Source organism: Lentzea sp. NPDC003310, from assembly GCF_040610935.1.
GTDB lineage: Bacteria > Actinomycetota > Actinomycetes > Mycobacteriales > Pseudonocardiaceae > Lentzea.
The window spans coordinates 407,195-418,983 of the sequence record NZ_JBEXNC010000005.1 but is presented as its reverse complement, the minus strand read 5'-3'; the positions used below and the strand labels follow the sequence as shown (position 1 = coordinate 418,983).

The following is an 11,789-nucleotide window of genomic DNA, read 5'->3' as shown; positions in this document are numbered from 1 at the left end:
TTTTGTTTGTGGGGGGTGTGCACCCGGGCGGTGTTGTCGGGCCCCCCGGGGGGGGCGGTGCTGCACGAGCACCGCCACCGCTTCCGGCGAGGTCAGGCGAACGGCTGAACGTTCGGCTGGAACACCTGGCCGTTCTCCGGTGCGACGAGGTCCACCAGGTACTTCGCGACCGCCGCGTCCGTGCCCGCCGAGCGGCCCAGGATGCAGTGGCCGAACGCGTCCACGCTGATCAGCCGCGCGTTGCCGAGCTGCTTGGCCATGCGCTGCGCGAACAGGTACTGCGTGGCCGGGTCGTAGTAGTTGCCCACGACGACGATCGGGTTCTTCGTCTTGCGGTTCCACGGGCCGATCCAGCGGTCCGGGTGGCGCGTCGGCCACGTCGCGCAGGTCAGCAGGTCCGACGCCGCCTGGTAGCGGCCGAACGTCGGCGACTCCTTCTCCCACTTCGCCGCCGTGGCCGCCCACGTGCGGGTGGTGCGGGCGAACGGCTTGTCGATGCAGTTGACGCCGTAGTACGAGTCGTCCGCGGTGTACGGGGTGTCGCCCAGCGGGTCGACGTCCCAGCGACCGCCCGCGTTGTTCAGCGGCGCTTCGAGCTCCACAGTGGACTGGATGCTCATGGTGGTCGCCACCGACGGGTTCAGCGCCACGTGGATCGACTGCAGCCACGCGGCCAGCGGCGCGATGCGGGCGATCGAGTACAGGTCACCGGCCACACGGCCGACCACGTCCGACAGCGTCACCTTCGTGCCGTTCGGCAACGTCGCCGGTCCCTTGGCCAGCGCGGCCTTGAGAGCCTCGAACTTGCCGCGGGCGTCCCCGGCGAACGCGCACTTCTCCGCACCGACGGAGTCGCAGCGCTTCAGCATCGCGTCGAGCGCGATCTCGAACCCGCGGGCGCGCTCGCGGTCGTACTGCGCGCCGTCGGTCAGGCGCAGGCGCGGGTCGACGTTGCCGTCGATCACCATCGCGCGCGTCTTCTGCGGGAAGATGTTCGCGTACGTCGAGCCGAGCAGCGTGCCGTACGAGAAGCCGACGAAGTTGAGCTGCTTGTCCCCCACGGCTTCGCGCATGACGTCGAGGTCGCGGGCGACGGCCTCGGTCGACATGTGGTCGAGCAACGGGCCGGCGTTGATCTTGCAGTAGTCCGTGTAGGCCTTGGACTGCCGGATCGAGCTGGAGATCTCGTCCGCGGTGATCGGCAGCGAGTACCAGCCCTCGTTGACCGCGTCCGCTTCCTCCTGGGTGCGGAAGCAGCGCATCGGCGCGCTGCGGGCCACGCCGCGCGGGTCGAAGCCGATGACGTCGAAGCGGTCGAGCACCGACGGCTGGAAGTAGTTCTTCGACACGGCGCCGCGCAGCAGGCCGGAGCCGCCGGGGCCACCGGGGTTGAGGAAGATCGACCCGATCTTGCGCGACGGGTCGTTCGCGGGCCGCTTCATCATGGCGATGCCCGTCTTCTCCCCGCGCGGGCGCGAGTGGTCGACGGGCACCTCCTGAACGGCGCAGGTGAGCCTGGCGCGCTCCTCGGGCGTCACGGTGGCGGGCAGACCGGCGAGCACGTCCGCCGCGCACGGGCCCCAGGCGGCGGGTCTGACAGACGGGTCGGCCTGGGCGGTGGACGCGCCCAGGCCGGAGGCGATGGTGCCGAGCACGAGCGCGCTCGCGAGCAAGGCACGCACGGAAGAGGATGACGTCACGGAAGCACCCCATCACCGACCGTGCACCGTTTGTACCCGCCTATCGTCGGGTTGTGCGCTGACGACAGGCGGGCACGGCACGCGTCAGAACGGCTGCGTGTTCGGCTGGAAGACCTGGCCGTCGGCCGGAGCGGTGAGGTCGACGAGGTACCTCGTCACCGCCGCGTCGGCACCGGCCGAGTCGCCGAGGATGCAGTGCCCGAACGCGTCCACGCTGATCAGCCGCGCGTTGCCGAGCTGCTTCGCCATTCGTTCCGAGAACAGGTACTGCGTCGCCGGGTCGTAGTAGTTGCCCACCACGACGACCGGGTTCTTGGTGTGGCGGTTCCACGGCCCGATCCAGCGGTCCGGGTTGCGGGTCGGCCACGTCGGGCACGTCAGCAGGTCGGACGCGGCCTGGTAGCGGCCGAACGTCGGCGACTCGTTCTCCCACTTCTGCGCCGTCGCGGCCCAGTTCTTGTTGCTGCGGGAGAACGGCTTGTCGGTGCAGTTGACGGCGTAGTACGAGTCGTCGCTCGTGTACGGCGTCTCCGGCAGCGCGCGGACGTCCGCGCGACCACCCAGGTTGTTCAGCGCCGGAACGTCCACAACGGACTGCACGCCCAGCGCGGCGGCCGAGGGGTTCTGCGCGGCGTGGATCGACTGCAGCCACGCCGTCAGGGCCTTGAACGTGGACGGGCTGTAGAGGTTGCTCGCCGTGCGGCCGACGACGTCGGTCAGCGTCACCTGCGCGCCACCGGGCAGCGTCGTGGGGCCGTTCTTGCGCAGGTTGTCGCGGATCTTGTCGAACTTGCCGCGCGCACCACCGGCGAACGCGCACTTCTCCACACCGACGGAGTCGCAGCGCTTCAGCATGGCGTCGAGGGCGATCTCGAACCCGCGGGCGCGTTCGCGGTCGTACTGCGCGCCGTTGGTCAGGCGCAGCTGCGGGTCGACGTTGCCGTCGAGCACCAGCGCGCGGGACCGGTGCGGGAAGATGTTCGCGTAGGTGGCGCCGAGCAGCGTGCCGTACGAGAAGCCGACGTACGTGAGCTGCCTGTCCCCCACCGCTTCGCGCATGATGTCGAGGTCGCGGGCGACGGCCTCGGTCGACATGTGGTTGAGCAGCGGGCCGGCGTTGATCTTGCAGTAGTCCGTGTAGGCCTTGGACTGCCGGATCGAGCTGGAGATCTCGTCCTTGGTGATCGGCAGCGCGTACCAGCCGACGTTGACCGCCTCGGCCTCCTCCTGGGTGCGGAAGCAGCGCAGCGGCGCGCTGCGGCCGACACCGCGCGGGTCGAAGCCGATGAGGTCGAACTTCTCGAGGATCTCCGGGGTGAAGAAGCTTCCGCCGTAGGCGCTGTAGATCAGGCCGGCGCCACCGGGGCCGCCGGGGTTGATGAACAGCGAGCCGATCTTCTTCGCCGGGTCGCCGGCGGGGCGCTTCATCATGATCACGCCGGTCGAGTCCCCGCGCGGCCGCGAGTGGTCGACGGGCACCGCCTGGACGGCACAGCTGACCTTCGTGCGTTCGGCGGCGGGGATCTCGGCGAGCACGTCCGCCGCGCACGGGCCCCAGGCGGCGGGTCTGACGGCGGAGGCGGCTTCGGGCTGGGCGGACGCGCTGCCGAGGCCGGTGATGACGGTGCCGAGCGCGAGAGCGCTGACGAGCGCCACGCGCACGGCACGCGTTGATGCAGGAGTCATCGACCCAGCCCACCACTCGCGGTGAGCCGCCAGTACCCGCCTTTCGTCGGGTCGTGACCTGGGTTACACCGCTCGGGCCAGCGAGAGGGCGAACCGCCCGGCCTCGTCGGTCCACCACCGGTGCAGCGAAAATCCGGCATCGTCCAGCTCGCGCCGCACGCCGTCCTCGCGGAACTTCGCCGACACCTCGGTCCGCAGCTCCTCGCCCTCGGCGAACTCCACCGTCAGCCCGAGGTCCGCGATCGTCACGGTCATCGCCCGCGTGGCCCGCAGGCGCATCTCGATCCACTCCTGCTCGGCGTTCCACAGCGCCACGTGCTCGAACGCCTCGACGTCGAAGTCGCCGCCGACCTCGCGGTTGAGCACGTTCAGCACGTTGCGGTTGAACTGCGCCGTCACGCCCTGCGCGTCGTCGTACGCCCGCACCAGCGTCTGCTCGTCCTTGACCAGGTCGGTGCCGAGCAGCAGCCACTCCCCCGGCTCCAGCACGTCGCGCACGGTCCGGAAGAACTTCTCGCGCTCCTCGGGGATCAGGTTGCCGATCGTGCCGCCGAGGAACGCGACCACGCGCGGCGAGTCACCGGGCAGCAGGCTCAGGTGCTGGGTGAAGTCGCCGACCACGCCGTGCACCCGCAGGCCCGGGTAGTCCGCCAGGATCGCGTGCGCGGCCTCGGTCAGCGCTGTCACCGACACGTCCTGCGGCACGAACTGCTCCAGCGTCCCGTGCTCGCGGAACGCGCTGAGCAGCAGCCTCGTCTTCTCCGACGACCCGGACCCGAGCTCCACCAGCGACCGCGCGCCCGTCGTGGCCGCGATCTCGCTCGCCCGTTCGGCGAGCACCTCCCGTTCGGCGCGGGTCGGGTAGTACTCGGGCAACCGGGTGATGTCCTCGAACAGCGCGCTGCCGACGGCGTCGTAGAAGTACTTGGGCGACACCCACTTCGGGTCCGCGGTCAGCCCGGCCCGCACGTCGGCGCGCAGCGCGTGTGCGGCGTCCTCGGGCTCGAGATGAACGTCCAGCACCGGCTCGGTCATAGCGGTCGAACCTCCACAGTGGATGGAACAGCGGTGACCACGTGCCGGTCGGGGATCTCCCGCCAGGCAGGGTCGTCGTCGAGCGGCTCGGACGCGAGTGTCACGCCCTCGCCTTTCTGCAGCACCCACAGGGCGTGTGTCCACGTGGTCCCCACGAGCACTTCTCCGTTGGTCAGCAAGAAGTTCAGGCGCGACCTCGGCGCCGCGTCCGCCACCTCGTGCACCAGTTCAACGAGGACCTGCGCCGGATCCTTCCCGGTCTCCAGGCGGCGCCGGAGCACCGTCCACAAGAGTGCGGAGTCGGTCGGCGCGTCCATCGTGAGCAGGTCGGTCACGTCGAGGGTCTTCGCGAGGCCCGCGACGGTGTGCGGCCAGCCGTCCACGCGGCCGTTGTGGCTGAACAACCACGTGCCGTCGGTGAACGGCGCGCACGCGGCGTCGCTCACCGGCATGCCTGTGGTGGCCGACCGCACCGCCGCGAGGAACGCCGTGGACTCGACCGCGGCCAGCTGGCGCAGGTTCGGGTCGCTCCACAACGTGCCGGCACGCCGGTACCGCACCGGGCCGGGGAACCAGCCGACGCCGTAGCCGTCGACGTTCACGGTTCCCCCGGCCCGCATGTCGCCGGGCGCGTACGACTGGTGCTCCAGCGAGTGCGGCGCGTCGTAGAGCGGTCCGGCGACGGGCACGGCGGTGCCCAGGTAAGCCAGGTGGCGGCACACCGCTCAGGCGTCCCTGGCGCAGCGGAAGCCGGAGAAGATCTGCCTCCGGATCGGGTAGTCCCAGTTGCGGAACGTCGACCGGACCGCCGAGCGGTCGGTGCCGAACGAGCCGCCGCGCAGCACCTTGTAGTCCGGTCCGAAGAAGACCTCGGAGTACTCCTTGTACGGGAACACCTCGAAGCCCGGGTACGGCCCGAAGTCGCTCGACGTCCACTCCCACACGTCACCGATCAGCTGGTGCACGCCGCTCGGCGTCGCCCCCGCCGGGTACGCGCCGACCGGGGCCGGGCGCAGGTGCCGCTGGTCGAGGTTCGCGTGCTCCTCAGTCGGTTCCTCGTCACCCCAGGGGTAACGCCGGGTCTTGCCGGTCGCGGTGTCGAAGCGGGCCGCCTTCTCCCACTCCGCCTCGGTCGGCAGGCGCTTGCCCGCCCACGTCGCGTACGCCTGGGCCTCGTGGAACGACACGTGCACCACGGGTTCGTCGGCGACCACCGGCTCGGTGACGCCGAACGCCGTGCGCACGAACGAGTTCTCCTCGCGCTGCCAAAACCTCGGCGCCACGAGCTTCGCGGTCGTCCGGTGCTCCCAGCCCTCGTCCGTCCACAGGCGACGGTCATCGTACCCGCCCGCCAGGATGAACTGCGCGTACTCGCCGTTCGTCACGGGCGTGGTGTCGATGAAGAACGAGTCGACGTGCACGGCGTGCGCGGGCCGTTCGTTGTCGAGCGCCCACGGTTCGTCCGACGTGCCCATCTCGAACGGGCCGCCGGGGACGAACACCTCCGTCGTGGGCACCAGGTTCCCGGACGGCGGTGGCGGCGCGTGCAGCACCGGTTCGCCCTTGCGCAGCTGGTGCGTGGCCAGCATCGTCTCGTCGTGCTGCTGCTCGTGCTGCACGATCATGCCGAACGCGAACCCGTTCTCGACGAGCCGGCGGCCTTCCAGCGGCACCTTCTCCAGCACGTCGAACACCTTGCCGCGCACGTCCCCGACGTACTGCCGGGCCTCGCGCGGGTTCAGCAGCGGCAGCTCGGGCCGGACGGACCGGCTGAACTTGAACGCGTCGTAGTACTCGTCGATGTCGCTGCGCACCGGTTCGCGTCCGCCGACGTCGCGAACGAGCCACAGCTCTTCCTGGTTGCCGATGTGCGCCAGGTCCCAGACCAGGGGCGACATCAGTTTCGAGTGCTGCCGGACGAGGTCGTGCTCGTCGACGGCGTCGGTCAGGGCGGTGGAACGCGCGCGCGAGCGCAACAGTTCCCCCGCCACCTGCTCGCGGAGTTCTTCGGTCACAGCTTCCCCTCAAGCTCCCGGCTGATGGCGCCGATCTGGTCGTGGGAGAGTCCGGTGCGGGGCAACGCCTCGATGCCCAGCGCCACTACGTCCTTCGCGGCACGCGCGATGCGTTCGTCCGCCAATCCGTGCCGCGCGGCGACGAGCCACCGCCCGGCGGCCCGTTCGGTCGCCGCCAGCACACCGTCCACAACGGACGGGTCGCTGAACAGCGCGACGAGCAGTGCGCTCGGCGCGATCCACCCGCCCGGCGCGGGTGTGTCGAGGTAGCGGATCTCGATGTACCCGCGTGGCCGGACCGGCGGGAACATCAACGACATGTGGTAGTCCAGGTCATCGCTCGTCGGGACGCGGTCGTGCGCCCCTTCGATCCAGTCCGCGAACGTGAAGCGGCGCTCGGGAATCCAGTTGGGACCTGGACCGCGCACGACGATGACTGGGGTGTCGAGGACTCTTCGCGCGTAGGCGGCGGCCGGATCGGCGCACACGGCACTGGGTCTGGTGCGCACGGGATCACAGCCGTACAGCGCTCTCATCCGCGCCGAGGCCCAGCCCTCGTGCAGGCCGCCGATGCTCGGCGAGTTCGCGAACAACGCGATCATCACCGGCCCGAGCCAGTGCACGGCCGCCCACCTGTCCTGCAGGTGCTTGGCCTCGCCGAAGTCGAGGCAGACCTGCAGGCCCGCGGTGTTGCACATCATCGAGATGCCGTCTTCGCCGAGCTCGCCGAACGCGTGCTCCATCGCGGCGTAGCGCGGGACCCGCAGCAGGCGCGCGGGACGGCGGTGCTGGTCGGCACCCCGATCGCCGAGCACGAGGCCGTGGTCCGCCAGCATGGCGGTGAGCTGGGAGATGTCCTGGGTGACCGTGCGGAAGAGGTCCGGGAGGCTGGTGCAGGGAGGAGTGGAGATCTCGACCTGCCCGCCCGGTTCGACGGTCAGAGGGGTGCCGCTGGGAAGCGGCCGCTGGGGGCTGTCCGGAACGAGTGTGGGTGGTGCGTGGTCACCGAGTGCCGCGGCGAGGCGGTGGCGATCGAGGACCCTCGACGGATCGTCGGCGTGGTGGACGGTCCACTCCAGCTCCACGCCGAAGAGCCTCGGAGGTCCGTGTTTGAAGCAGACCGAGGCCACATATGCCTCGGCCTCGGCGCGGTCGGCGAACCTCGCCGGCGCCGGTTGATTACGCAACGCAGTCACGCTGCCACACTCCCCGTGATCGTCTGGCCCGTTCGACGCTACACGCGGGGTCTGACAGTTGCAGTACTCAAATCCTTACGAAACAAGTGAAGCGCCCGTGCGCACGCGTGCGCACGGGCACCTTTTCCGTCAGGCCGTCACGAACGGCGAGCGTTGGAACGGCCGCGCAACACCGTGTTGGCGGTTGACGCGTTCTTGATGGCCGTCTCGATCTGCGCCATCGACGACCCGGAGGTGATTCCCGGCACCGTCGCGGTGTTCAACGCGTACAACGTGAACGTGTACGGGTTGGTCGATCCGCCAGGGCACGGCCCGAAGTACTTGAGCGAGTTCGCGCCCGATTCCATCGCCTTCTGCTTCGCCGCCCCCTGGCCGGGAACCGCGAAGCCCGAACCGAGGTTCTCCGGCAACGCACGCGCGTTGCCCGGAATGTCCCAGATCGCCCAATGCAACTTATTGCCATTGTTCACACGGTCCGCGAAAACGATCGCGTACGCCTGGGCACCGGCCGACTCACCCCACGCGAACGGCGGCGACGGGTCCTGGCCGGGCACGCCGTCCCCGGCGCACGTGTGCCGGGCCGGGATCATCGCGTCGTCCGCGAAGGCGGTGGACGAGAGCGTGAAGGCGCTCCCGCCCTCGTAGACGACGTCGATGTGCAGGATCCGGTCGTTGCCCGCCGACCCGTCCTTGTCGGTGGTGGTCGTCAGCCAGATGTCGCCCTCGGCGTCCACCTCGACCGTGCGCAGCCGGTTGTAGGTGCCCTGGAAGTAGATCTGCTGGTCGACGAGGTTGCCGTTCGCGTCGATGCGCATCCGGTAGATCCGCTGGCCGACGGTCGTGGCCACGAAGACGTGGTCGTTGATGATCGTCAGGCCCGACGGTGAGGCCTGCGACGTCGACCAGGTCTTCTTCGGCGGCACGGTGCCGGCGCAGTTGCCGATCGTGCCCTCGCAGGGCTCCCAGCCGTAGTTGCCGCCCTTGGTGATCAGATTGACCTCGTCCTGCTGCGAGTTGCCGAACTCCGAGGCCCACAGGCGGCCCTGCGAGTCGAAGTCGAGGCCCTGCACGTTGCGGTGGCCGTAGCTCCAGATCGCCTTGCCGGGGAACGGGTTGTCGGACGGGATGGAGCCGTCCGCGTTGAGGCGCAGGATCTTGCCGGCGTTGGTGTTGAGGTTCTGCGCGTTGTTGCCGTTCTGCGCGTCCCCGGTCGAGACGAACAGGTACCGGCCGTCCGGGCTGAACCGCAGGCGCCCGCCGTTGTGGTAGCGGTTCTTCGGCACGCCGTCGAGCAACGTGGTCCAGCCGGAAAGCTGCGAGCCGTCGAACACGGCCCTGACCAGCCGGTTTCCGCCGCTGTAGGTGTGGTAGACGTAGACGAACCGGTCGGTGGCGAAGTTCTTCGACACCTCGATGCCGAGCGCGCCGCCCTCGCCGTTCGTGCCCATCGCGCCGGGCACCTTGCCGATCACGGTCTTCGCGCCGGCCTCGGTCACCCGCAGGACGTTGAACGTCTCGCGCTCGGTCACGAGCCCCGAGCCGTCCGGCAGGAACGCGAGGCCCCACGCCACGTCGACTCCGGACGCGATCTGCTTCACCGTGCCGGGGTTGGGCACGCCGGTGCCGCCGCCCGCGGTGGGCTTCACGGAGATCTCGTTCGAGAACGACGACAGGTTGCCCGCCGCGTCCTTGGCCCGCACCTTCACCGCGTACGTCTGGCCGGTGACGAGGCCCGCAACGGTCGCGCTCGTGGCCGAGCCGTCCGCGGTCTGCTTCAGCGCGCCGTCGAAGTGGATCTCGTAGCCGGTCACGGCCACGTTGTCCGTCGAGGCGCCCCACGCGATCGACACGCTGGTCGAGGTGGCACCAGTGGAGCGCAGCGTGCCCGGGGTGGTGGGCGCCTGGCCGTCGACGGGGGCGGGCTTGGTGCGGCCGGGGACGTTGTTCGAGGCCTGCGAGACGTTGCCCGCGCGGTCCTTGGCGAACACGGTCCAGTCGTACTCGGTGTCGGCGCGCAGACCGGTTGCCGTGGCCTCCAGGACGTTGCCGACGCTCGTGACGAGCTGGCCGTGCTGGTAGACGTCGTACCCGGTGACGCCCACGTTGTCCGTGGCCTCCTCCCACCTCAGCGTCACCGAGTTGTGCGTGGAGCTCACGAACTGCAGGTTGCGCGGGGGCGTCGGCGCCTCGTTGTCCGGCGGGCCGACCAGCACGGCGGAGAGCTTGTCGGCGTTCGGGCCGCCGTTCGCGGTCGTCGCGGTCGCCTTGATCCGGTTCGCGCCCGCGTGCAGCACGACCCGCAGCGTGCGCGTCTGCCACGTCGTCCACGCGCCCGTGCCGGGGAACGAGACGGTTTGGGCGTTCGCGCCGTCGACGGTCACCGAGACCGGGCGGTCGGCGGTCGTGCCGTTGGCGTAGCGGAACGTCAGCTCGTGCTCGCCGCCGGACTCGGCGTTGATCGTGTACTCGACCGACGAGCCGATGACGTTGTCGTAGTTGACGAAGCCGCGGCCGGAGAAGCCCGTCCAGTTCGACTCGACGACGCCCTGGCTGATCGTCGCGTCCTCGGCCTCCTGCTCCAGGGCCGGGACGGACGCGATCTCCTCGACCTCCAGGTAGTCGAGGTTGGGGCCGCCGGTGGCGCCGGTGGACGTGAGCTTGATCTTGTTCGAGCCCGCGTTCAGAGTCACCGTGTTCTCGGCTGACACCCACGTCGTCCAGGCGCCCGTGCCGGCGAACGCGCGTTCGTCGACGGCCAGGGCGTTGTTAACGCTCACGTCGACCGGCCGGTTGTCGGCGGTCCCGTTGGCGTAGCGGAAGACCAGCTTCGCCTGGCCCGCCCTGGTGGCGTTCACCGCGAACTCGACGGACGAGCCCACCACATTGTCGACGTTCACGAACCCGGCCCCGGAGAACCCGGCGTGGTTCGACTCCACCACGCCCTGCGAGATCGTCGCGCTCTCCGCTTCGTACCGCACCGGCGCCGCGAGGGCCGACTCCGGGACTGACATCACTGCGACGGCTGTTGTGCAGGCAACACCCATCGTGCCGAACGCGCGCAACGCCCGGCTTCTGCTCGGTGCCACTGTTGTGCCTCCCACGGGGGACCACGACGGAGCGGCGGCGGGGTATTCAGACTAGAAACTTTCCTGACTGTCGCGCAGATCACACCACTGCGCGGCAGATGAGTCAACCCCGTCCAGGACGTGCCGGAAAGCGCTTACCAGAAACCCGTTACCTATCCCGGTTCTCGGCCAGTGCGGCGATGAGGTCCGTGACGCTCCGGCTGAGTAGCAGGTCGACGACGTGGACGCCGGTGGACTCGCGCCGCTGCCACCCAAGGCGCTCGGCGAGCACCGACAGCTTGACGATCTCCTGGGTGTCCATGGCGGCAGAGGATATGGCCGGCGCCCCGCCCGTTCGCGCAGGCTCGGCCGATGATCCACACGAATGGGGGCGAGGTCGAAGATCACACCGATGGACGTGTCCAATCCGTACGTACGGATTGGATTTCCCACCCCCACCCTGCGACCATCTACAGGTGCCCAGGGTGAGTCAGGACCACCTCGACGCCCGCCGCCGTCAGATCCTCGACGGCGCGCGTGCCTGTTTCGCGCGACACGGCTACGAGGGTGCCACGGTACGCCGTCTGGAAGAGGCGACGGGACTCTCCCGCGGCGCCATCTTCCACCACTTCCGCGACAAGGAGTCGCTCTTCCTCGCGCTGGCCGAGGACGACGCGCTGCGGATGGCGGACGTCGTCGCCGAACAGGGTCTCGTGCAGGTGATGCGCGACCTCCTCGACGAGCCGGAGAAGCGCACCGAGGAGCACGCCGCCGACTGGCTCGGCACCCGCCTCGAGGTCTCCCGCCGCCTGCGCACCGACCCGGACTTCCGCGCGCGGTGGGCGGAGCGGTCCGAGCAGCTGACGGCCGCGACCCGGCAGCGCCTCATCCGCCAGCGCGAGGCCGGCAACCTGCGCGACGACGTCGACGTGACGGTGCTGACCAACTTCCTGGAACTGGTCCTCGAAGGTCTCGTCTCACACCTCGCGATGGGCCTCCCGGCCGACGACATGGAACCAGTACTCGATCTAGTGGAGGAAACCGTGCGCCGGCACCGCCGGAGCTCTTGAGTCTTCCCCGCTTTCACCTCAC

At 69.7% G+C, this 11,789-nt stretch carries 9 protein-coding genes; 1 reads left to right on the top strand and 8 read right to left on the bottom strand.

Annotated elements, in window-relative coordinates:
* Window positions 1-92 precede the first annotated feature (92 nt).
* From ABZX02_RS12045 to ABZX02_RS12010, 8 genes are all read right to left on the bottom strand, one after another.
* Window positions 93-1,700: an alpha/beta hydrolase gene (locus ABZX02_RS12045; RefSeq protein WP_355297427.1), complete on the bottom strand. Its 1,608-nt coding sequence runs from the start codon at window positions 1,698-1,700 to the stop codon at window positions 93-95.
* Window positions 1,701-1,784: 84 nt separating this feature from the next.
* Window positions 1,785-3,386 (bottom strand): alpha/beta hydrolase, encoded by a 1,602-nt coding sequence (locus tag ABZX02_RS12040; RefSeq protein WP_355297425.1) that lies wholly within the window; start codon window positions 3,384-3,386, stop codon window positions 1,785-1,787.
* 63 nt (window positions 3,387-3,449) lie between these two features.
* Window positions 3,450-4,421, bottom strand: coding sequence for an L-histidine N(alpha)-methyltransferase (egtD, locus tag ABZX02_RS12035; protein ID WP_355297423.1), 972 nt, complete (start codon window positions 4,419-4,421; stop codon window positions 3,450-3,452).
* Entirely contained in the window at window positions 4,418-5,143 is a 726-nt protein-coding gene (gene egtC / locus ABZX02_RS12030) for an ergothioneine biosynthesis protein EgtC (protein WP_355297421.1), read from the bottom strand. The genes egtD and egtC overlap by 4 nt, the downstream gene beginning before the upstream one ends.
* 3 nt (window positions 5,144-5,146) lie before the next feature.
* A complete protein-coding gene (gene egtB / locus ABZX02_RS12025) occupies window positions 5,147-6,436 on the bottom strand; it encodes an ergothioneine biosynthesis protein EgtB (protein ID WP_355297419.1) in 1,290 nt (429 codons plus the stop codon).
* The gene (locus tag ABZX02_RS12020) at window positions 6,433-7,632 is read right to left on the bottom strand and encodes a glutamate-cysteine ligase family protein (protein ID WP_355297417.1); all 1,200 of its coding nucleotides are present in this window, start codon (window positions 7,630-7,632) and stop codon (window positions 6,433-6,435) included. Before ABZX02_RS12020 ends, egtB begins: the two co-directional genes overlap by 4 nt.
* A gap of 137 nt (window positions 7,633-7,769) precedes the next feature.
* Window positions 7,770-10,643 carry a PQQ-dependent sugar dehydrogenase gene (locus ABZX02_RS12015; RefSeq protein WP_355297416.1) on the bottom strand — a complete coding sequence of 958 codons (2,874 nt, stop codon included), beginning with the start codon at window positions 10,641-10,643 and terminating at the stop codon, window positions 7,770-7,772.
* A 223-nt stretch (window positions 10,644-10,866) separates the two neighbouring features.
* A complete protein-coding gene (locus ABZX02_RS12010) occupies window positions 10,867-11,019 on the bottom strand; it encodes a hypothetical protein (protein WP_355297414.1) in 153 nt (50 codons plus the stop codon).
* A gap of 154 nt (window positions 11,020-11,173) precedes the next feature.
* On the opposite strand from ABZX02_RS12010, the gene ABZX02_RS12005 reads away from it, so the two are divergent.
* A complete protein-coding gene (locus ABZX02_RS12005) occupies window positions 11,174-11,767 on the top strand; it encodes a helix-turn-helix domain-containing protein (RefSeq protein WP_355297412.1) in 594 nt (197 codons plus the stop codon).
* The last annotated feature ends 22 nt before the right edge of the window (window positions 11,768-11,789 follow it).

Excerpts from the sequence above, each read along its gene's own strand:
- ABZX02_RS12040 (WP_355297425.1), bottom strand. The coding sequence starts at position 3,386 with ATGACTCCTGCATCAACGCGTGCCGTGCGCGTGGCGCTCGTCAGCGCT.
- egtD (WP_355297423.1), bottom strand. The coding sequence starts at position 4,421 with ATGACCGAGCCGGTGCTGGACGTTCATCTCGAGCCCGAGGACGCCGCA.
- ABZX02_RS12015 (WP_355297416.1), bottom strand. The coding sequence starts at position 10,643 with ATGTCAGTCCCGGAGTCGGCCCTCGCGGCGCCGGTGCGGTACGAAGCG.
- ABZX02_RS12010 (WP_355297414.1), bottom strand. The coding sequence starts at position 11,019 with ATGGACACCCAGGAGATCGTCAAGCTGTCGGTGCTCGCCGAGCGCCTT.